Origin of the sequence: Dokdonella sp., from assembly GCF_017744955.1 — a bacterium.
In the GTDB taxonomy this organism is placed as follows: domain Bacteria; phylum Pseudomonadota; class Gammaproteobacteria; order Xanthomonadales; family Rhodanobacteraceae; genus Dokdonella_A.
The window spans coordinates 273,829-294,885 of sequence record NZ_JAGIAG010000006.1 but is presented as its reverse complement, the minus strand read 5'-3'; the positions used below and the strand labels follow the sequence as shown (position 1 = coordinate 294,885).

The 21,057-nt window shown below is 69.3% G+C and carries 19 protein-coding genes and 1 tRNA gene; 2 read left to right on the top strand and 18 right to left on the bottom strand.

Annotated elements, in window-relative coordinates:
• Position 1 precedes the first annotated feature (1 nt).
• The 14 genes from J7520_RS14620 to J7520_RS14555 all read right to left on the bottom strand — a co-directional run bounded on the left by J7520_RS14620 (position 2) and on the right by J7520_RS14555 (position 13,794).
• Positions 2-78, bottom strand: a tRNA-Arg gene (locus J7520_RS14620).
• Between the two features lie 100 nt (positions 79-178).
• Positions 179-889 carry a response regulator gene (locus J7520_RS14615; protein WP_291189537.1) on the bottom strand — a complete coding sequence of 237 codons (711 nt, stop codon included), beginning with the start codon at positions 887-889 and terminating at the stop codon, positions 179-181.
• Complete coding sequence (locus J7520_RS14610) at positions 886-3,648, bottom strand: sensor histidine kinase KdpD (RefSeq protein ID WP_291189535.1); 2,763 nt, start codon at positions 3,646-3,648, stop codon at positions 886-888. The genes J7520_RS14615 and J7520_RS14610 overlap by 4 nt, the downstream gene beginning before the upstream one ends.
• A gap of 204 nt (positions 3,649-3,852) precedes the next feature.
• The gene (kdpC, locus tag J7520_RS14605; protein WP_345776918.1) at positions 3,853-4,422 is read right to left on the bottom strand and encodes a potassium-transporting ATPase subunit KdpC; all 570 of its coding nucleotides are present in this window, start codon (positions 4,420-4,422) and stop codon (positions 3,853-3,855) included.
• 57 nt (positions 4,423-4,479) lie between these two features.
• The gene (locus J7520_RS14600) at positions 4,480-5,289 is read right to left on the bottom strand and encodes a TorF family putative porin (RefSeq protein ID WP_291189533.1); all 810 of its coding nucleotides are present in this window, start codon (positions 5,287-5,289) and stop codon (positions 4,480-4,482) included.
• A gap of 28 nt (positions 5,290-5,317) precedes the next feature.
• Positions 5,318-5,509 carry a hypothetical protein gene (locus J7520_RS14595; RefSeq protein ID WP_291189531.1) on the bottom strand — a complete coding sequence of 64 codons (192 nt, stop codon included), beginning with the start codon at positions 5,507-5,509 and terminating at the stop codon, positions 5,318-5,320.
• 10 nt (positions 5,510-5,519) lie between these two features.
• Positions 5,520-7,616 carry a potassium-transporting ATPase subunit KdpB gene (kdpB, locus tag J7520_RS14590; protein ID WP_291189529.1) on the bottom strand — a complete coding sequence of 699 codons (2,097 nt, stop codon included), beginning with the start codon at positions 7,614-7,616 and terminating at the stop codon, positions 5,520-5,522.
• Positions 7,617-7,746: 130 nt separating this feature from the next.
• Positions 7,747-9,552 carry a potassium-transporting ATPase subunit KdpA gene (gene kdpA / locus J7520_RS14585; RefSeq protein WP_291189528.1) on the bottom strand — a complete coding sequence of 602 codons (1,806 nt, stop codon included), beginning with the start codon at positions 9,550-9,552 and terminating at the stop codon, positions 7,747-7,749.
• Entirely contained in the window at positions 9,549-9,641 is a 93-nt protein-coding gene (kdpF, locus tag J7520_RS14580) for a K(+)-transporting ATPase subunit F (protein WP_291189526.1), read from the bottom strand. The genes kdpA and kdpF overlap by 4 nt, the downstream gene beginning before the upstream one ends.
• 270 nt (positions 9,642-9,911) lie before the next feature.
• Positions 9,912-11,432 (bottom strand): C13 family peptidase, encoded by a 1,521-nt coding sequence (locus tag J7520_RS14575; protein ID WP_291189524.1) that lies wholly within the window; start codon positions 11,430-11,432, stop codon positions 9,912-9,914.
• Positions 11,419-12,096 carry an acireductone synthase gene (mtnC, locus tag J7520_RS14570; protein ID WP_291189521.1) on the bottom strand — a complete coding sequence of 226 codons (678 nt, stop codon included), beginning with the start codon at positions 12,094-12,096 and terminating at the stop codon, positions 11,419-11,421. Before mtnC ends, J7520_RS14575 begins: the two co-directional genes overlap by 14 nt.
• A gap of 32 nt (positions 12,097-12,128) precedes the next feature.
• A complete protein-coding gene (locus tag J7520_RS14565; protein ID WP_291189519.1) occupies positions 12,129-12,575 on the bottom strand; it encodes a PH domain-containing protein in 447 nt (148 codons plus the stop codon).
• An 8-nt stretch (positions 12,576-12,583) separates the two neighbouring features.
• Positions 12,584-13,150 carry an acireductone dioxygenase gene (locus J7520_RS14560; protein ID WP_291189517.1) on the bottom strand — a complete coding sequence of 189 codons (567 nt, stop codon included), beginning with the start codon at positions 13,148-13,150 and terminating at the stop codon, positions 12,584-12,586.
• On the bottom strand, positions 13,147-13,794 hold the full coding sequence (locus J7520_RS14555) for a methylthioribulose 1-phosphate dehydratase (RefSeq protein WP_291189515.1): 648 nt from the start codon (positions 13,792-13,794) through the stop codon (positions 13,147-13,149). Before J7520_RS14555 ends, J7520_RS14560 begins: the two co-directional genes overlap by 4 nt.
• Positions 13,795-14,019: 225 nt before the next feature.
• Between J7520_RS14555 and J7520_RS14550 the strand changes: the two genes are divergently transcribed.
• Positions 14,020-14,361 (top strand): high-potential iron-sulfur protein, encoded by a 342-nt coding sequence (locus J7520_RS14550; RefSeq protein ID WP_291189513.1) that lies wholly within the window; start codon positions 14,020-14,022, stop codon positions 14,359-14,361.
• A 79-nt stretch (positions 14,362-14,440) separates the two neighbouring features.
• Here J7520_RS14550 and J7520_RS14545 read toward each other — a convergent pair whose 3' ends face one another.
• On the bottom strand, positions 14,441-14,935 hold the full coding sequence (locus tag J7520_RS14545) for a hypothetical protein (RefSeq protein WP_291189511.1): 495 nt from the start codon (positions 14,933-14,935) through the stop codon (positions 14,441-14,443).
• A gap of 123 nt (positions 14,936-15,058) precedes the next feature.
• Here J7520_RS14545 and rmuC point away from each other — a divergent pair, with 123 nt between their 5' ends.
• Positions 15,059-16,561, top strand: a complete 1,503-nt coding sequence (rmuC, locus tag J7520_RS14540) for a DNA recombination protein RmuC (RefSeq protein ID WP_291189509.1) — start codon at positions 15,059-15,061, stop codon at positions 16,559-16,561.
• 26 nt (positions 16,562-16,587) lie between these two features.
• Here the strand turns inward: rmuC and J7520_RS14535 are convergent, their stop codons facing one another.
• The 3 genes from J7520_RS14535 to J7520_RS14525 all read right to left on the bottom strand — a co-directional run bounded on the left by J7520_RS14535 (position 16,588) and on the right by J7520_RS14525 (position 21,006).
• Positions 16,588-17,328: an alpha/beta hydrolase gene (locus J7520_RS14535; protein WP_291189507.1), complete on the bottom strand. Its 741-nt coding sequence runs from the start codon at positions 17,326-17,328 to the stop codon at positions 16,588-16,590.
• On the bottom strand, positions 17,325-18,044 hold the full coding sequence (locus tag J7520_RS14530; protein WP_291189506.1) for a YebC/PmpR family DNA-binding transcriptional regulator: 720 nt from the start codon (positions 18,042-18,044) through the stop codon (positions 17,325-17,327). The genes J7520_RS14535 and J7520_RS14530 overlap by 4 nt, the downstream gene beginning before the upstream one ends.
• A gap of 124 nt (positions 18,045-18,168) precedes the next feature.
• Positions 18,169-21,006, bottom strand: a complete 2,838-nt coding sequence (locus tag J7520_RS14525) for a S53 family peptidase (RefSeq protein WP_291189504.1) — start codon at positions 21,004-21,006, stop codon at positions 18,169-18,171.
• Positions 21,007-21,057: the final 51 nt, after the last annotated feature.

Genomic DNA, 21,057 nt, shown 5'->3' with positions numbered 1-21,057 from the left:
TTGGCGACCCCGACAGGAGTTGAACCTGTGACCTCGCCCTTAGGAGGGGCGCGCTCTATCCAGCTGAGCTACGGGGCCGCGCGGCGCGGATTGTAGCGCGGCATCTCGCGCGAAGGGCAGGCCGAGGATCCATCCGCTCCACCGCCACGCGGATGCGGCGCGATTGCCGCTCGCGCGCTCAGATCCGCTCCTCGCCGTCGGCCAGCCGATAGCCGACGCCGACTTCGGTCGTCAGCCAGCGCGGCCGCGCCGGATCGGTTTCGATCTTCTTGCGCAGCGAGCGCATGTAGATGCGCAGGTACTGCGGCGATTCGGTGTGCGCCGCGCCCCAGACCTCGCGCAGCAGCTGGCGATGCGTCAGCACCTTGCCGCGATGGCGCGCCAGCGTCGCCAGCAGCTGGTACTCGATCGGCGTCAGATGCACGTCTTCGTCGCCGCGCAGAACGCGCCGCGCGGCAAGGTCGAGCGTGATGTCGCCGATCTCGATGCGCGGACTCTCGCCGGCCGCCTCGCGTCCGGCCAGGTGGCGCTGCATCACGCGCAGGCGCGCGAGCAGCTCGCCGATGCCGAACGGCTTGGTCAGGTAGTCGTCGGCGCCCAGATCGAGCGCGGCGACCTTATCGGCCTCGCGTTCGCGCGCCGACAGCACCAGGATCGGCTGCGCGTACCACTCGCGCAGGCGCGCGATCAGATCCAGGCCGGAGATGTCCGGCAAGCCGATGTCGACGATCGCGATGTCCGGCTGGTGCAGCGCGGCGAGCTGCAAGCCCTCGTTGCCGCTGCCGGCGATGCGCAGCGCGTAACCGTGCGCGTCGAGCGCGGTGGCGAGGAAGCGCTGGATCTGCGGATCGTCCTCGACCAGCAGCAGGTTCGGGCGCGGTGCGCTCATGCGCCGACCTCGCGCGGCCGCAGCGGCAATCGCACGCGGAACTCCGCTCCGCCGCCGTCGGCATTGCGCGCGTCGATCGTGCCGCCGTGCGCGTCGACGATCGCCTTGCAGATCGCCAGCCCGAGGCCGAACCCGCTCTGCGCGCGCTCGCGTGCGCCCTGGTGGAACTTGTCGAACACGCGCGCCTCCTCGCCGTCGCGGAAACCGCCGCCGTGATCGCGCACGTTCAAGGCGAGATCGGCGCCTTCGGTGCGCGCGGCGATCTCCACCGCGGTACCGGGCGGCGTGTGCCGCGCCGCGTTTTCCAGCAGGTTCGACAGCAACTGCTCCAGCATGACCTCGTCGCCGGACACGAGCGGCAGGTCGTCCTCGATCCTCAGCGTGACCGGATGCGTCGCGAGCAGTTCGCGCAGGCGCGCCAGCACGGCGCCGACGAGTTCGTCGACGGCGATCCAGTCGCGGCGCAGCGGGATCGGCTCCTCGCTGAGGCGGGTCAGGTCGAGCAGGTTGCCGATCAGGCGGTTCATGCGCTGCGCTTCGTGCAGCACGCCGTCGAGCAGCGCCTGTCGCTGCGGCGCGTCGAGCGCGCTGCCCTGCAGCGTGGAAGCGGCACCGATGATCGTCGCCAGCGGCGTGCGGAAGTCGTGCGAGATCGCCGCCAGCAGCGTGTTGCGCAGGCGTTCGGATTCGACCTGCACGCCGGCGCGCTGCGCGGCGTCGGCGAGCTGCACGCGTTCCATCGCCACCGCGGTCTGGTTGACCAGCGCTTCGACCAGGTGCATCTGCTCGGGGATCGACAGCTGGCGCGGATCGACCGGACGCAGGCCGAGCACGCCGATGCAGCGGGTGTCGCGCGACTCCGCGGCGGCGGGAGCGGTCGCCTTGCCCGCGCTCTTCAGCGACAGCAGCGGCAGGTAGATCGCGCCGGCGCTGGCCAGCGTATCGGTGTTCAGGCCGGCCTTCCGGCGATGGTCGTAGGCCCACTGCGCGATGCCGAGGTCGTTGCCGGGCACCGGATAGTGCGTGCGCTGCGCCGGTGCACGTTCGGCGCCGCGATCGCAGAAGTGCGTCGGATCCTGGATCTTGCCGTCGGCGTCCGGCAGCAGCACGGCGGCTTCGCCGTCGACGCTGGCGAGCACGTGGCGCACGAGGTACTTGGACAGATCCTCGAGGTTGCGGCGGCGCGCGAGTTCGCGGCTGAGCGCGTACAACTCGGCGCTGCGCCGCTCGCGCTGGCGCGCCACCGAGGCCTGGCGCTTGCCGAGCGCGGTCAGGTGGCTGACCACCAGCGCGGTCGTCAGCATCACGCCGAAGGTGATCAGGTACTGCGTGTCGGACACCGCGAAGGAGAACTGCGGCGGCACGAACAGGAAGTCGAACAGCGCGACGCTGAGCACCGAGGCGAGCACCGACGGCCCGCGTCCGAAGCGCGCGGCGACCAGCACCGTGCCGAGCAGGTAGACCATCACCACGTTGGTGCTTTCGAAGCGGCCGACCATCTGCGAGCCGATCAAGGTCGCCATGGCGATCACCGCGAGCGCCTTCGCATATGCCGGCCAGCGGCTGCTGCGCATGGGGATGCGCGGTGTCGCCGGGCCTTCGTCGCCGATTTCGCCGTTGATCACGTAGACGTCGATCGCGCCGCTGCGGCGGATCAGCTCGTCGACCAGCGACGGCCGGAAGCGCGCCAGCCAGCCGCCGCGCGCCGGCTTGCCGACGACGATGCGGCTGACGTTGCGCTGGCGCGCGAACGCGAGCAGGGTCGCCGGCACGCTTTCGCCGCTGAGGTTGGCGGTTTCGGCGCCGAGCTGCTCGGCCAGCTTCAAGGTCGCCAGGATGCGGTCGCGCGCCGATTGCGGCAGGTGCGTCAGCGCCGGCGTCTCGACGTAGACGGCCAGCCACGGCGCATGCGAGGCCGTCGCCATGCGCCGCGCCGAGCGCACCAGCCGCGCCGACAACGGGTCGGGCCCGACGCAGACCAGGATGCGATCGGTGGCGGCCCAGGTGGCCGAGATCGCGTGGCGGTCGCGATACTCGCGCAGCGCGGCGTCGACGCGATCGGCGGTGGCGCGCAGCGCGAGCTGGCGCAGCGCGATCAGGTTGCCCTTGCGGAAGAAGCCGTCGGCCGCCTGGCGCGCCTTGTCGGGCAGGTAGACCTTGCCTTCGCGCAGGCGTTCGAGCAGTTCGTCCGGCGGCAAGTCGACCAGCTCGACGTCGTCGGCTTCGGCGAACACCTTGTCCGGCACGGTTTCGCGCACCTGCACGCCGGTGATCTGCGCGACGACGTCGTTGAGGCTTTCCAGGTGCTGGACGTTGACGGTGGTGTAGACGTCGATGCCGGCTTCGAGCAGTTCCTGCACGTCCTGCCAGCGCTTGGGGTGACGCGCGCCGGGGTGGTTGCTGTGCGCGAGTTCGTCGACCAGCAGCAGCTGCGGCCGCCGCGCCAGCGCGGCGTCGAGATCGAATTCGGTCAGCGCCAGGCCGCGATGGTCGAGCCGCATCGGCGGCAGAACCTCGAGGCCGTCGAGCAGCGCCTCGGTTTCGGGGCGGCCGTGAAGCTCGACGTAGCCGACGACGACGTCGACGCCGTCGGCCTGCTGGCGGCGCGCGACTTCGAGCATCGCATAGCTCTTGCCGACGCCGGCCGTCGCGCCGAAGAAGATCTTCAGCCGCCCGCGCTGCGCCCGCGCGGTGTCGTCCTGCACGCGCGCGAGCAGGGCATCGGGATCGGGACGCTCGAAGTTTCCGGAAGTTGGCATGCGACGGCGCTTCGGACCGCGTCCATCATGCGGCAAGCGGCGCTGGGATGGCTATGTTTTCTGCGGTTGCGATCGAAAGGCCGTTCTCTCGCAGAGCCGCAGAGAACGCGGAGAAAGAAAAAAGTAGAAGATTTCTTGATCTTCTCCGCGTCCTCTGCGTCTCCGCGAGAAACCGCTCTCTCGGAAGAACCGCACGCGAACGAGCTAGCGGCCGTCGAGAGCCAGATTCAATTCGAGCACGTTCACGCGCGGCTCGCCGAGCAGGCCGAACTGGCGGCCTTCGGTCGCCCGCGCGACGAATGCCTCGACTGCGGCCGGCGCGAGTCCGCGCGCGCGGGCGACGCGGGCGACCTGATAGGCCGCCGCGGCCGGCGAGATGTGCGGATCGAGACCGCTGCCCGAGGCGGTGACGAGTTCGACCGGTACCGGTGTCGTGTTGCCCGGATCGGCCGCGCGCAGCGCTTGCAGGCGTTGCCTGGCCGCTTCGGTCAGCGCCGGATTGGTCGGTCCCTGGTTGGAACCGCCGGACGCGGCGGCATTGTTCGCGAACGGCGCGGTCGCCGACGGGCGGCCCCAGAAGTATTTCGGGTCGGTGAAGGATTGGCCGATCAGCTCCGAGCCGACGGCTTTGCCGTCGCGCACGATGAGGCTGCCGTTGGCTCGGTCGGGAAACATCGCTTGCGCGAGTCCGGTGACCGCGAGCGGATAGAGCACACCGGTGACGCCGGTGAGGATCAGCAGGAGGAGCAGGGCGGGGCGAAGGATGTTCAGCATGATGTCGACTCCGTCGTCTCGTCGTTCCGCGGTTCACCGGAACGACGAGGCCAGCGATCAGAAAGTGCCTTGCAACTGCACGAACCCGCGCGTGCCGCCGACGTCGCGCGTGTCGTTCGCGTCGTCGAAGCTTGCGGTGTGGCGATAGAAGCGCGCGTTGGTGGCATGGGTGGCGACGCCGATCAGCGACCAGCGCGCGTCGATCTGATATTTCAGACCGAGACCGAAGTCGGCGTAGCTCGGGTCGCGCGCGCCGTCGGCGTTCGGCGCGATCAGCTCGGTGCCGTAGTCGGTGTAGCCGGCGCGCACGGTCAGCGTCCATCGCGGGCTCAGCGGATACGCGCCTTCCAGTTGCCAGTAGGTCGTGCCCTTGGAGTCGCCGCGATAGCCCTGTTCGCGGTCGACGCCGAAGTAGTCGGTCAGTGCGCGGTTCCACTTCAGCGTCCACTGCTTCCAGCTCACGGCGAGGTTCGCTTCCACGGTGTTGAACGAACGCGAGCGCAGCCCGGCTTCGTCGAGGTTCGCACCCGGATACAGATAGCCGTAGAGGCCCGCGCGCCACGACCAATCCTCGTCGATCGGGCGGCCGTAGCTCGCGTACAGGTCCAGCTCCGTCGAACCGCCGGGATAGCTGCCGTCGCTGACGCTCGAACCCCAGAGGCCGGCGGCGAAGCCGTTCTTCATCGTGAGGTCGGCGCCGCCCTGGATCGCAGGACGGCCCCAGGTCTGGGTCAGGCCGCGGAAGACGTAGTCGGAGGTCAGCGCCACGTTGCCGTTGACGGTGTAGGCAGCTTCGTCGGCTTCCGCGCTCGCGCCGCCGGCGAGGCCGGCGAAGGCGAGGGCGGCCGGAAGAATCTTCTTTTTCACAGGCAGTCCTTGTTCGAATCGGGGGCGGTCAGATGCCGGCGTAGCCGCCGAGGACGTAGTCGTCGTGCTCGTCGCGCGCATGCGGCGCGACCGGACTCGGGCGGGTCTTCGCGGCGACCGTGTCGTCGCCGGCGTAGCTGGCGTCATTGGCGGCGCAGCCGGTATCGGGTTCGCTCGTCGCGACGGACGGATAGACGGCTCGCAACAGATGAGTACGCATCGGGAGTTCCTCAGGAAAGGCCGCAGGCGACCAGCAGCACGTCGATCAGCTTGATGCCGACGAACGGCACCGCGAGGCCGATCAGGCCGAACACCAGCAGGTTGCGGCGCAGGAGTCGTGCCGCGCTCATCGCGCGGTAATGCACGCCCTTGAGGGCGAGCGGGATCAGGAAGACGATGATCAGCGCGTTGAAGATGACCGCCGACAGGATCGCGCTCTGCGGCGTGGCCAGATGCATGACGTTGAGCGCGTTCAACGACGGATAGGTGCTGGCGAACGCGGCCGGAATGATCGCGAAGTACTTCGCCACGTCATTGGCGATCGAGAACGTGGTCAGCGCGCCGCGCGTGATCAGCATCTGCTTGCCGATCTCGACGATCTCGATCAGCTTGGTCGGGTTGGAGTCGAGGTCGACCATGTTGCCGGCCTCTTTCGCGGCCTGCGTGCCGCTGTTCATCGCGACCGCGACGTCGGCCTGCGCCAGCGCGGGCGCGTCGTTGGTGCCGTCGCCGCACATCGCGACCAGCCGGCCTTCGGCCTGGATGTCGCGGATCAGCTGGAGCTTGGCTTCCGGCGTCGCCTCGGCGAGGTAGTCGTCGACGCCGGCTTCGGCCGCGATCGAGGCCGCGGTGAGCGGGTTGTCGCCGGTGATCATGATGGTCCTGATGCCCATCGCGCGCAGTTCGGCGAAGCGTTCGCGAATGCCGCCCTTGACGATGTCGCGCAGCTCGATCACGCCGAGCGCGCGCTGGTTCTCGGCGACCACCAGCGGCGTGCCGCCCTGGCGCGCGACGTCCTCGGCCGCCTTCGTCACTGCCGGCGGCAGTTGTCCGCCCCGCGTCTCGAGGTATTTCCTCACCGCGTCGAGCGCGCCCTTGCGGATGTGCCGGGCGCCCGTCGCACCTTGGCGCGACGGATCAGCAGGCAGGTCGACGCCGGACATGCGCGTCTGCGCGGTGAACGGCACGAACTGGATGCCGGCGCCCGCCACCTGGCGTTCACGCAAGCCGAACAGTTCCTTCGCCAGCACGACGATGCTGCGGCCTTCCGGCGTCTCGTCGGCGAGCGAGGCGAGCTGGGCCGCGTCGGCCAGCGCGCTTTCCTCGACGCCGGGCGCCGGGTGGAAAGCCACCGCCTGCCGGTTGCCGAGCGTGATGGTGCCGGTCTTGTCGAGCATCAGCACGTCGACGTCGCCGGCGGCTTCAACCGCGCGGCCGGACGTGGCGATCACGTTGGCCTGGATCATGCGGTCCATGCCTGCGATGCCGATCGCCGAGAGCAGGCCGCCGATGGTGGTCGGAATCAGGCACACCAGCAGCGCGACCAGCACGGTGATCGTGACCGGCGAACCGCTGCCAGCGCTCTGCACCGCGTAGAGCGAATACGGCAGCAGCGTGGCGCAGGCGAGCAGGAAGATCAGCGTGAACTTGGCCAGCAGGATCGTCAGCGCGATCTCGTTGGGCGTCTTGCGCCGGCTGGCGCCTTCGACCATCGCGATCATGCGGTCGAGGAAGCTCTCGCCCGGGTTGTTGGCGATGCGCACCACGATCCAGTCCGACAGCACGCGCGTGCCGCCGGTGACCGAACTGCGATCGCCGCCGGATTCGCGGATCACCGGAGCGGATTCGCCCGTCACCGCGCTTTCGTCGACCGAGGCGGCGCCGTCGACGACTTCGCCGTCGCCCGGCACGAAGTCGCCGGCTTCGACCAGCACGGTGTCGCCGACGCGCAGATCGCTGGCGGACATGACGGTGACCGCGGCGTCGTGCCGCGCCGCGGCGAGCTTCTTCGCGGTCACGTCGCGGCGCGCGCCGCGCAGGCTCTGCGCCTGCGCCTTGCCGCGGCCTTCGGCGATCGCCTCGGCGAAGTTGGCGAACAGCAGCGTGAACCACAGCCACAGCGCGACGCCGAGAATGAAGCCGGCCGGCGCTTCGCCGTGGCCGGCGAGGGCTTGCAGCCACAAGCCGGTCGTCAGCGCGCTGCAGACGAAGACGACGAACATGACCGGGTTGCGGAACTGCCGGCGCGGCGACAGCTTGCGGAACGCGTCGGCGATCGCCGGGAGCAGCAGATTCTTGTCGAGTGCGCTGGTGTGGGAAATGGTCATCGAGGGAGTCCGGAAGAATGGGGCGTTTCGACTCGTCGCTCCGGCCGATGCCGGAGCCCATCCGCTTCGGTCGCGCAGAGCGGAGCTCCGATGGATCCCGGCGTTCGCCGGGATGACGGCGCGAGCGGGATCAGTGGCCGAGCGTCGTCAACTGCTCCGCGATCGGCCCGAGCGCGAGCGCCGGCAGGAAGGTCAGCGCGCCGATCACGATCACCGTGCACGCGAGCAGCACGACGAACAGCGGCGTGTGCGTCGGCAGCGTGCCGGCCGACACCGGCACCTGCTTCTTCGCGGCGAGGGAACCGGCGATCGCGAGCATGCCGATCGCCAGCGGGAAGCGCGCCATGAACATGCAGATGCCGAGCAGGACGTTGTAGAACGGCGTGTTCGCCGACAATCCGCCGAACGCGCTGCCGTTGTTGTTCGACGCCGACGACAGCGCGTAGAGGATCTCGCTGAAGCCGTGGATGCCGGGGTTGGCGATGCCGGCGACGCCTTGCGGGGCGAGCACGGCGACCGCGGTGCCGACGACGACCAGCGCGCACGGGATCAGCACGACCAGGCTCGCCATCTTCATTTCATACGCTTCGATCTTCTTGCCGAGATACTCCGGCGTGCGCCCGACCATCAGGCCGGCGATGAAGACCGCGACGACCGCGAACGCGAGCAGTCCGTACAAGCCCGAGCCGACGCCGCCGAAGATGACTTCGCCGAGCTGCATCAGCCAAATCGGCACCAGGCCGCCGAGCGGCGTCAGCGAGTCGTGCATCGCGTTCACCGCGCCGCACGAGGCCGCCGTGGTGACGGTCACGAACAGGCTGGTGGCGGCGATGCCGAAGCGCGTCTCCTTGCCTTCCATGTTGCCGCCGGCCTGCAAGGCGGCGGCGTGCTGGTCGACGGGCAGTCCGCTCAAGGCAGGGTTGCCGGCCTGCTCGGCCATCGTGCAGCCGATCGCCAGCGGCACGAAGATCACCAGCATCGTGGCGAGCAAAGCCCAGCCCTGGCGGCGGTCGCCGACCATCGCGCCGAAGGTGTAGCAGAGCGCGGCGGGGATCAGCAGGATCGCCAGCATTTCGAGGAAGTTGGAGAACGGCGTCGGGTTCTCGTACGGATGCGCCGAGTTCGCGTTGAAGAAGCCGCCGCCGTTGGTGCCGAGGTGCTTGATGGCGATCTGCGAGGCGGCTGGGCCGAACGGCAAGGTCTGCGCGGTGACGGGGATTTCGCGGGTCACGTCGTTGCCCGCCGCATCTTTTCGCACATTGCCGTCGGCGTCCTTGACCGCCTCGACCTGCGTCGTCGGTTGCAGCAGCGGCACGTCTGCGTAGCCCTTGAAACTCTGCACCACGCCTTGCGAGGAGAGCAGCAGGGCGATCAGCAGCGACAGCGGCAGCAGTACGTACAGCGTGCTGCGCGTCAGGTCGACCCAGAAATTGCCGATGCCCTGCGCCGTCTTGCGCACGAAGCCGCGGATCAGCGCGATCAGCACGGCGATGCCGGTGGCGGCGGAGAGGAAGTTCTGCACCGCGAGACCGAGCATCTGCGTGAGATAGCTCATCGTCGATTCGCCGGCGTAGCCCTGCCAGTTGGTGTTGGTGGCGAAGCTGATCGCGGTGTTCATCGCCGAGTCGGGCGCGACCGCGCCGAAGCCCTGCGGATTCAGCGGCAGCCACGCCTGCATGCGTTGCAGCAGGTACACCACGAGCAGGCCGAGCAGGTTGAACGCGAGCATCGCGAGGGCGTAGCGCTTCCAGGGCATGTCCTCGTCGGCGCGTACGCCGGCCAGGCGATAGATCAGACGCTCGATCGGCGCGCCGAAACGGCGCACGCGCGTCGGCGCGTCGGCGAAGACCTGCGCCATGTAGGCGCCGAGCGGCTTGACGCAAGCGAGCAGGACGAGCAGGTAGAGGCCGAGTTGCAGCCAGCCGTTGGCGGTCATTCGAACCACTCCGGTTTGAGCAGGGCCAGCGTGAGATAGATGGCCAGCGCCAGCGCGATCAGCGCGGCGAGCGCGTGCAGCGCGTTCATCGGCGATCCTCCAGCCACGCACACAGCCACAGGTAGCCGCCGGTGGCGCCGGTCAGCGCGGCGAGCAGGAGCAGATAGGCGAAATCCATGAGGTGACGTCTCGTTGTGCGAGGACGTCACGATAGGTCGCGGCGCATATGCGCCGCGTAGGAAAGCGGGGATGCGCTATAAAAAACGCATAAAGATCGGCGAGGAGAGGAAGCTTCCGCGCAGAGACGCAGAGACGCGGGGAATAGAAGGAAGGCAGAGAAGAGCGAGGGAAAAGAGGCGCTATTCCTCTGCGTTCTCCGCGTCTCTGCGAGAGTCGCTCCCCGCACCAGCCGGTGCGAAGGGCACCGCGGCTCCGGGTTTCAGCGTGCGCTGCCAGGCGCCGAGCTTGGCCTCGATCGCCGGCGTCGTCGCGATCTGCGGCTCGGAATGTTCCTGGTGTTCCGCCGCTTCCCACTGCGCGACGGATTGCTTGGCCAGCTCGAACGCGTCGCGGATCGACACCGTCTCGTTCAGCGCGCCGGCCAGGAACGCCTTGCCGAAATAGGTGATGTCCGAATCGGCGCCGCAGCCGAACGAGGTGCGGTCGGCGCGCGCGGCGGTGATGACCATGGTCGAGTCGTCGCGCAGCACGTCGAGGAAGCCGCCCGAGTAGCAGGCGTTGACGACGACGACCTTCCAGCGGATGCGCGGCTCGGTTTTCAGCGCGTCGGCGAGATCCTCCGGCGCGATCTGATTCAACGGCAGCGGGTCGAGATCGACCAGGAGCTCGTGCTCGGCGGAGCCATGCGTCGTCAGATACAGCAGCAACACGTCCTCGGCCGGATCCATCTTCTTCGCGATCGCATCCAGGCCGCGCTGCAGGTTGGTCCAGTTCGCGAGCGGCCGCGTGGCGACCGTCGCGGCGTTGTTCTCCAGTACGAGCACGCGGCCGGCGGCGTCGAAGCGCTGCGCGAACAGGCGCTCGGCGTATTCGGCTTCGTTGCGGAACACGTTTTCCTGCGCGTCACCGGCGAAGGCGACGACGTAGAGATCGACCTTTCCGGGCGTCTGCGGTTTCAGCGCGGCCAACGCCGCATCGAGCAGAGCGGGCTGATCGTACATCGCCTTCTCGGCGTCGAAGAGCGGTGTGCCGGCCGGCTCCGTGTCGGCGTCTTCGGGAGGCGTGTCGTGGTCGATCGCGGCGATTTCGTCGGGATTCGTCGCGAGCGTCAGCATCGGGACGAGCAGCGGCCACCACGCCACCGCGGTGGAAATCGCCCAGGCGAGCAGGGCGCCGCCGACGCTGCGCGCGAGGCTGCGCGGCGCGAGCCAGTGCGCGAGCGCGAGCAGGGCGAGCAGCCACCACAGCGGAACCAGCAGTGCGATCAGGCCGAGGGGCCAGGCTTCCTCGACAAGGTCCGGCGAAAAGAGGACGCATTGCCAGAGCCCGTACAGGATCGCGGTGAGAAAGATCGTCGTGGCGAGCAGGATCGCCGCGGTGCCCCAGACCACGTCGCGGCCGGCGAGGCGCACCAGCAGCCAGGCTGCGGCCAGGACCAGCAGGATGTCGGCCAAGGTGTCCGGCAGATCGCTCGATCCGAACAGGAACGCCGTCGCCGGCACGAACGCGGCAAAGCCGGCGACGACGGCCAGATACAGCACTGCCAGCGCGAAGAACACGCCCGGCCCGGCCGTGATCGCGCGACCGCGCGGCGCGCGCAGCGCCAGCAGGCGCAGGCCGTCGAGCAGGATCTGCGTCAGCGTGCGCGGGAAGCTTTGATCGGAAAAGGCGCCGTGGCCGATGCCGTTACTCGACGGCATCGAAATCGGCGACGCAAGGATGGACCGGGTCGGCAGGGCAGCTCGTCGGCGCCCGCGCGAGCAGGGTCGTGCGCAGGCCGGCCGCCCGCGCGGCGTCGAGTTCCTGCACGATGTCGGACAGGAACAGGATCGCGGCCGGCGGAACGCCGATCGAGGCGGCGATGTGCCGGTAGGAGTCGACCTCGCGCTTGCCGCCGACTTCGGTGTCGAAGTACCCGTCGAACAGCGGCGTCAGGTCGCCGGCTTCGGTGTGCGCGAACAGCAGCTTCTGCGCCGGCGCCGAACCGGACGAGTAGACGTACAGGCTACGGCCGGCGTCCTTCCAGGCGCGCAGCCGCGCCGGCACTTCGGGATAAACGTGCGAGCGGTATTCACCGTTCTCGTAGCCGTTCTTCCAGATCATGCCCTGCAGCGCCTTCAGCGCGGTCGACTTGCGGTCGGCGTCGATCCAGGCGATCAGCAGGTCGACGATCTGCTGCCGCGTCGGTGCGGGGAGTCCGCCTTCCTTCGCCGCTTCCTGCAGCCAGTGCTGCACGTCGGCGTCGCCGGCATGCGCCTCGACGAAGGCCGGCAGGTGCGCACGCGCGTACGGGAACAGCACGTCCTTGACGAAGCTGATCGAGCTGGTGGTGCCTTCGATGTCGGTGAGGATGACCTGGATCAAAGCGGAGAATCCTTTCGCAGAGGCGTGGAATGTCAGGGCGATGCGGCGGGCTGGCGTGCGCGCGTGTCTTCGACGTGCGCGGCGTAGGCGCCTTCGATCGCGCGCTTGGCGTCGATCGGCGCCGCCAGCCGCGCGAAGATCATCGCGCTCTCGCCGCGGCCGGTCAGCACGACGTCGCCGTAGCCGAGCAGGCGGCCCCAGGCGCTCTGGCGCAGGTCGATCGTTTCGATCGAGGCGAGGCGCAGCTCCTCGGTGATGCGGCTGACGATACCGGTCTTGCGCACCACGCGGCGGTTGGTCACGCCCTGTTCGATCGAGCGCAGGCGAATCCATTCGTACAGCGCGCCGAGCAGGGCCAGCCCGAGCGTCGGGATCGCCAGGACGAGGAACACGATCAGGCGCCACTTCGCGGTCCAGTGCAGCTCGAAGCGCGCGACGATGGATTCGCCCGGAGCCAGAGATTCGTCGAGGTAGGACACGGCGCGGCTCAGGCGACCTTGGCGGACGGATGCGGCGGCATGCGCGGAAAGTGCTCGGCGATCTCCTCGCCGGTGAAGCTGGCGACCCAGCCTTCCGGATTGGAGAACAGGCGGATCGCGACGAAGTAGGGCGACTCGCTCATGTCGAACCAGTGCCGCGTGCCGTCCGGCACGCCGATCAGGTCGCCCTGTTCGCACAATACCTCGTAGACCTTCTCGCCGATGTGCAGGGTGAACTGCCCGGCGCCGGCGACGAAGAAGCGCACTTCGTCCTCGCTGTGCGTGTGCTCGTTGAGGAACTTCTGGCGGAACGCGGCGCGCTCGGGATGGTCCGGCTTCAGACTGACCACGTCGACGGCGCGATAGCCTTCCTCGGCCATCAGGCGATCGACGTCGGCGCGGTAGGCGGCGATGACCTCGTCCTGGCTCGCGCCGGGCACGATCGGCTTGGACGCCTCCCATTGCTCGAAGCGCACGCCGACCTGCCCGAGTTCGCGCGCGATGTCGGCGTGCTCGGTGTGCACGGACAGCGGCGCTTCGCCGCTGGAGTCTCGATAGATGCGCAGACGGCTCATGCCGATTTCCCTCTCAGTTGCACCAGGTCCAGCTCGCAGGCCAGCAGGAATTCGAAAGCCTCGAGATGGCGTTTGGTCTCGCCCATATCCAGGCCCCAGGTGTAGATGCCGTGGCCGTCGATCAAGTAGCCGTGCAACGGCTTGCCGGCATCGAGCCAGGCGTCGACCTGGGCGACCAGCACGGCCATGTCCTGCGTGTTCGGGAACACCGGCAGGTCGAGCACGCTCTCGTGCGTGGTGTAGCCGCTGATCGCCTTCTGCAGCTCCCAGCCCTCGAAACGGATCGCGCCGGCGCCGGCGAACAGGCGCGAGGCGACCGTCTGGGTGCGCGAATGCGTGTGCAGCACCGCGCCGGCGTCCGGGAAGCGCCGATAGATCTGCGTGTGCAGCGCGGTTTCGGCGGACGGGCGTGCGCTGGTACCGACCGGCGCGCCGGCGAGGTCGACGACCATGATGTCGTCGATGCCGAGGCGACCCTTGTCGCGGCCGGAGATCGTCACGGCGGCGTGATCGGCGTCCAGGCGCATCGAGAAATTGCTGCTGGTCGCCGGCGTCCAGCCGCGCGCGCCGAGTTCGCGGCCGGCGTCGGCGATCTGGCGGGCGCAGTCTTCCAGACGGCTGCGGTCGATGACGTAGCTGTTCATGCTCCGGCGGGCGGTATTCGGGGGCGGCCACTATACCGGAGGCACGTGACCGGCCGTCTTCATCAGGCAGTCATCGCTCGCGGCCTACGGTAGCGCGGCTGCGGCATAGTTGCGCAGCAGCGTGCGGCGCGTGCGGCCTGCGCGCTAAGCTCCACGTGCTTTCAAAGCAGAGGACGTTGTTCCCGGGCCGCGCGCCCGCTCCGAAAATCCAGACGAGGAGTCACCATGTCGAACCCAGCCGAAAGCCAGGCCAGACGCCGTTTCCTGAAACTCGCCGCGACCGCCGCCGCCGCGGCTCCGATCGCCGTCGTCGTACTGCCGCAGATCGCACGCGCGCAGGATCTGCCGCACGTCGACCCGGCCACCGACGCGACCGCCAAGGCGCTCAACTACGTGGAAGACGCTTCCAAGGCCGCCGGCAACGCCGCCTACAAGCCGGGCGACGACTGCGCGAACTGCCAGTTCTTCACCGGCAAGGCCGGCGACGCGTACGGACCGTGCCAGCTGTTCCCGGGCAAGTCGGTCGCCTCCAAGGGCTGGTGCGCGAGCCACGCGAAGAAGGCCTGACCTTCGAACGACCGGTGCGGCCTTCCATGCCGCACCCGGTCGTCGTTTCTTGCCGGCGTCGTCTCCGCCGGTATCGAGACTATCTGACGTTGACTGTCCTGCGCGTGTCGCAGCGTTCGTCACGGCTGCTTCCCTTCAGCAGCAGCACGACCGAGTAGGAACCGCCGCCGAGCGCCGGTTGCGCGCTGGCCGTGAAGCCCGAATTTGCCAGCTCCGGCGCGTTAAGGCTCTGCGCCACATCGGCGCGCGCCGCGCCGAGCTTGCCTTCCACGGCAACGCCGGTCTTGTCGTTCTGCAGGACCACGGTGACCGTCGAGGGCGGTTTCTTGTTCGAATCGGCGGCCCAGCCGACGAAGGTGAGCGCTTCGCCGGCGCGTACGTCGACGGCACCACCGCCGAAATCCTTGCCGTTGAGCGAATCCAGCGCGCACAGCCCCTTTTCCGGCGCTGCCAATACCTTGTCGCGGATGTCGTCGGAGCGGCCCTGGCCGCAGGCCTGCAGCAGAACCAGTACGCCGAACGGGAGCAGGGCGCGAAGTCGCATTTCGATTCTCCTTTCGTCGTGGACGAGCACGGGTTCGCCGGAGTCTAGGTCGGCCGCGATGAACGGAACGATTACGATTCACCGTCGCTGCGATTGAGACGCGGCGCTGCCACAATCGCGTTTTCGCATCGACTCGCCGAGAAGGAATCCCGCGTGCAGGAACTCGTGCCCATCGTCTGGCTGGCGGTCGCCGCTGTCGCCGGTCTCATCCTCGGCGCCCTGGTGCTGTATCTGGCCGCGCGCCGCTGGACGGCACAGGCGCACGCATCCGGCCGTGCCAGTCGCGATGCCGAGATCGCGATCCTCGCCGAGCAGCGCGAAGCGGCGGCGACGCGCGGCGAGGAAATGGCCGAGCGCATCCAGCGCTACGAGCGCGATTGGGCGGCGGCCGAGCAGAACCTGCGCAAGCTGACCGCGCACGCCGCCGCGCAGCAGACGCAAGCCGAGCAGATCGGCCACCAGCTCGCCGATGCGCGGCGCGGCCGCGACGACGCGCAGGCGCGCCTGGTCGAATTGACGCGCGCGCACGCCGCCCTCGAAGCGGGAGCGAGGGAACAGGCACAGGCCGCGGCCGACAAGCTGCAATTGCTGGAGCAGGCCGAGCACCGTCTGCGCGAGGCGTTCCAGAACCTCGCCAACCAGATCCTCGACGACAAGGCCGAGCGCTTCCGCGAGCAGAGTTCGCAGCAGCTCGGCGGCCTGCTCGATCCGCTCAAGCTGCAGCTGAAGGAATTCCGCGAGACGATCCACACCACCCACGCCACCGAGCAGCGCGAGCGCGGCATGCTGGCGCAGGAAATCCAGACCCTCAAGCAGCTCAACCAGCGCATCAGCGAAGACGCGATCAACCTGACGCGCGCGCTGAAGGGCGACACGCGCTCGCAAGGCGCCTGGGGCGAACTCGTGCTCGAGCGCGTGCTGGAAGCCTCCGGCTTGCGGGCGGGCCGCGAGTACGAGACGCAGGCGAGCTTCAGCGACGGCGACGGCGGCCGTCAGCGTCCCGACGTGATCGTGCACCTGCCCGAGGACAAGGACATCGTCATCGACGCGAAGATGTCGCTGGTCGCCTACGAGCGCTTCGTCGCCGCGGTCGACGACGGCGAACGTGCGACCGCCTTGACCGAACACGTCACTTCGCTGCGACGGCACATCGACAACCTGTCGGGCAAGAACTATCGCGAGATCGCCGGGTTGCGCACGCTCGATTTCGTACTGCTGTTCGTGCCGGTCGAGGCGGCCTTCATCGAGGCCATGCGCGCGGACGATCGCCTGTATTCGCACGCGCTGTCGAAGAACATCTCGCTGGTCAGCCCGAGCACCTTGCTGGCGACCCTGCGCACGATCGCACACCTGTGGCGCATCGAGCGGCGCAACGCGAAGGCGGACGAGATCGCGCGCCGCGCGGCGAACCTGCACGACAACTTCGCCTTGCTGGTCGACGAACTCGAAGCGATCGGCAGCCAGCTCGACAAGGCGCAGCGAGCGCACGCGAGCGCGCTGCGCCGCCTGACCGAAGGCGGCCGCGGCAGCGTGCTGCTGCAGGTGAAGAGCCTGGCCGAGATCGCGCCGGTGAAGAAGGAATTGCCGACCAGCCTGCTCGATGCGGCGTCGGCGGAAGAGTCCACTGCCGGGGCGGAGAAGGGACCGGCCGAGTAGGCCGGTCGCCGCGCCTCGCGCGCGAGTCAGCCCGCGCCGAGCCGCTCGATCGCGGCGGCCACGCGCGGCCAGGCGCGGCTCAGCGGATCGATGACTTCGTAATGGCCGCAGCCGGGCAGGGCCTCCAGCGACACCTGCGCATGCGCGGCGAGGTAGGACTGTGCGACGGCGAGCGGCACGGTCTCATCCTCCTCGCCGTGCACGATCGCCGTTGCGACGACGGGGTCGGCGAGGCGTCGCGGGTCGAGATCGGAACGCGCCGCCGCGTCGGCGCCGAGAAAGGCCGCGACCGCGCCGTCGCCGAGGTTCAACGTCTGCGCGAGTCGCAGGTCGGCGACCGGCGCCAGCGCCAGTACGCCGCGCAGTCGCGGCGGCGGCTTCGTCGCGGCGAGCAAGACCAGGTGGCCGCCGGCCGAATGGCCGATCGCGACGACCTCGCCGGCATGCCCGCCGATCATCGCGGGCAGCGCCGCCAGCGCGGTGGCGACGTCGGCGACGCTCGCCCCGGGCGTGCCGGGAATGCGCCGATATTCGAGCGAGGCGACGTGCCAGCCCGCGGCCGCCAGAGCCTCGGCCATCGGACCGGTGTGGGTGCGATCGTAGCGCGGGCGCCAGAAGCCGCCGTGCACGATCGCCAGCAGAGGACGCCGCGCCGCGCGTTCGCCGCCGTGGCGCACGTCGGCGACCTGATCGGGGCCGTCACCCCAGGCGACGACCGCGTCCGGCGGCGCGGCCGATCGTTCGAGGACCGATTCGTCCTCGCTCACGCCGCGGGCAGCGCGGCGTTGTGATAGACCTCCTGCACGTCGTCCAGCTCCTCGAGCCAGTCGAGCAGGTCGCGCAGGGTTTCTTCGGTTTCGCCACTGATCGCGACGCGGTTGTCGGGACGCATCACGATGTCGGCCTCGAGCGGCGTCAGGCCGGCGGCGGTCAGCGTCTTCTTGACCGTTTCGAACGCATCGGGTGCGCACAGCACGGTGCTCCGGCCGCCGTCGACCTGCACGTCGTCGGCGCCGGCGTCGAGCGCGACTTCGAGCAGCTTGTCCTCGGCGCCGGCCGACGAGGTGTCGAACACGAGCTGGCCGATGCGCTGGAACTGGAACGCGACCGAGCCGCTGGTGCCGAGATTGCCGCCGTGCTTGGACAGCGCGTGGCGCACGTCGGACACGGTGCGCACCGGGTTGTCGGTCATCGTGTCGATGATCAGCGCGACGCCGGAAGGACCGTAGCCTTCGTAGCGGATTTCCTGCATGTCGTCGTTGCCGTCGGCGCCGCAGCCGCGCTTGACCGCGCGCTCGATGGTGTCCTTGGACATGTTCGCTGCCAGCGCCTTGTCGATCGCCACGCGCAGGCGCGCGTTGCCGGCCGGATCGGCGCCGCCGCGCGCGGCGATGGTGATCTCGCGGATCAGCTTGGTGAAGATCTTGCCGCGGCGCGCGTCCTCGGCGTTCTTGCGGTTCTCGATGCTCGGGCCTCTGCCCATTGGAATACCTGCCATGGCGGCCGGCGCAGTGCCGGCGCGAGGGCGCAGAGGATACTTCGACGGCGCGCCGGCGAGCCAGCCGGCCGCGGCGACCGCCGCGCGGTGCGCGGCGGTCGATCGGCTATCAGAACGTGCAGCCGGGCGGCGTCGGCCCGATGCGCGCGAGATTCAACGTGCCGCTGGACGGGAAGCCGCTGCCCGGCTGGAAGGCGTAGGTCAACGTCGCGTGCGCGCAGTCGTGGAACACCAGGTTGGCGCGGCCGGGCGTCACGGTGGTGGTCGTGGCCTGCCGGTCGAAGACGCCGCCGGTGACGGTGTAGATCGGCACGTCGTTCAAGGTGCGGGCGCCCGGCGTCATCGGCGCCTGCAGGGTGAACCATTGCTGCGAGGCGGGACCGCCGTTCGGCTGGCCGTTGGCGGCGTAGGTGTACCAGGACGCGAAGAACGTGTTCACGACCGGATTGACGTCGAAGACCAGGCCCTGATTGGTGTTGCTGGGATCGGCCCAGGCGCCGGACAGCAGATAGTCCGACCCGACGACGGCGTTGCCGCCGGTCGGCGAGCAGGCGATCGACGGCATCAGGCGGGCCAGGTTCTGGCTGCCGCGGCGTCCGCTGCCGTCGGTGAAGGTGTAGTCGAGCTGCCCGTGCATGCAGTCGCTGAAGCCGAGCGTGACCGAGCCGACGGTCTGAATGCGCACCGCCTGCGACGAGTCGAAACGGCCGCCGCGGACCTCGTAGATCGGCAGCGTCGCGGTCGGCGAGGAGGCGTCGACGTCGCCCTGGATCGTGTACCAGCGAACGCCGCCGGTGGCGGTGACGTCGAAGGTGAACCAGCCGCCGAACAGCAGTCCCTTGCCCGGTCCGTTGAGGTTGGGATAGACCTCGAACAGCCATCCCTGCCGATCCGCCGTCGGTGCCGCCCACGAGCCGGTCAGGCCCTGCTGGTTGAGGTTGAACGGTGCGCTGCCGCCGCCCCATTGCGTGAGCAGGGCGTTGGCGTCGATCGAACCCAGCCCGGTGGCGAGGTCGTAGCCGGGGCCGATCAGGTATCCCTTCAAGCCGCCGCTGAGCGAGGTCGCACTCGGCAGGCTGTTGTTGCACAGGCTGGCGGTGCCGACCGTGCAGTCGCCGACGCCGCTGCTCTGCACGGTGACGTCGTGGAAAACGCCGTTGCCGGAACCGGCGCCCAGCGCGTACAGGGTCGGATTGAGATTGCCTTGCGCCGAGCCGCGGCTCTGGTTCAGCAGCGCGGCGATGCCGGCCATGCTCGGCGCTGCCGCCGAGGTGCCGCCCCACAGCACGAAGTGGAAGAAACCGTCGCTGCCGACCGCGCAGGAGCCCTGCGAAGCGGCCATGCACCCGAAGTAGCCGTTCTTGAGCGAGGAGCCGAACGACACGTCGGGCACGTAGCGTCCCTGCGCGCCTGGCACGCCGGGTGCGCTCTGCCAGGACGGCCTGGGCAGGTAGACGCTGACGCCGCCGCCGGTCGCGGCCACCTGCAGCTTGTTGGCGTGGTCGTAGGGCTCGTTCCAGGCGCCTTCCGGGATGTAGCCGGTGGCGGAGACGAAGCCGGTGGAATTGCCGCTGCTCCAGTACTGGTCGGTACCGAGGCCGAAGCTGGTGCCGCCGACGCAGGTGACGTGCCCGGACGAACACAGCACGTTGGTGCTGCGAATCGGACTGGGCGGCGGCGTGGTGAAGTAGTCCGCGCAATCGTCCGCGCCGGCGTCGCCGGAAGAGACGAAGATCGACTGGCCCTGCATCGCGCCCTGCGCGAACAACTGGTCGAGCGCGTTGGCGGTCGCCTGCGAGTTGTCCGCTTCGCAGGTGCCGAAGCTAATGCTGATGACGTTGGCGACCAGCGGCTGGTGGTCGATCGCGTAGTCGAGCGCGTAGTTGAGGCCGTCGACGTCGCCCTTCGCGGCGCTGACGATCAGCTTCAGGTCGGCACCCGGCGCGACGCTGCCGGCGCGCGTGACGTCGAGCGTCGCTTCGCCCTGGTCCTTGACCAGATCGCTGGGGTTGTCGCAGCTCGGCGTGCCGGTAGTCGAGCAGGTCGTCGCGGCCGGCCCGGGATCGACGCCGTCCGGCGGCACGATCACGCTCGGCATCTTCATCGCGACATTGGTGCGCGCGCCGAAATTGCGGATGTCCGCGTCGTTCACGCGCGCGCGGCCGAGGATCGCGATGGTCTGGCCGCTGCCGTCGTAGCCGGAGGGCAGGTTGTAGATCTTGGAAAAGTCGCCGGGCGTGACGTAGTGCTCGCACTGACCCTGGTCGTCGCAGTTGGTCAGCGCCGGCCACGGCGCGCCGGACTGGGCGCTGCGTACGGGGGACGTGCGGTGCTGCGGCCGGAAAAGGGCAGGGCTGAGGCCGAGCACCGCGTCGACCGCGCCGGCGAGCGCGGTCGGGATCTGCGGGTCGGTGGTCGGCGCCATGCGCTTCTCGGCCGCCGTGGCCTGGAAGTAGCGCAGCTCGGTGCCGAACGCGGCGCTGACCGCCGCCGCATTGCCGCTGAACTGGACGAGCAGCCGGTTGTTGGACACCGCGTCGACTTTCAGGCCCTGGCTGCGCAGCCAGGCCGACACCGCGTCGATGTCGTTCTGCGTCGCGCCGAAGCGTTCGCCGATCTCGCTCGGGCTGAGCCAGTGCTGGTAGTTCGGCGAGGCCGGGTCGCGTTGTTCGCGCAGGAAGGCGTCGAAGGCCTGCTGGCGCTCCGGCGAGCGTTTCAGGGCGAGGCGCAGATGCGTCAGCGCCTGGCCGGACGGCACCGCGCCACGGTCGTTCGCCGCCCGCGCCCAGGCCACGGCGTGGCCGGACAGGGCGGTGCGCCGGGCGCTGTCGACCTTGGCGGTGACGAGGTTGGCATTCGCGACGTCGGCGGAGCGGGCATCGAACGCGGCGGTGAGGAGCAGGGCGGCGGTGGTGAGCGCGCGCGCGGCCGGGGAGTTCAGGGGCATCGACTCATCCTCCATGGAGTGCCGCGATGATCGAACCCCACGGCGATCGGC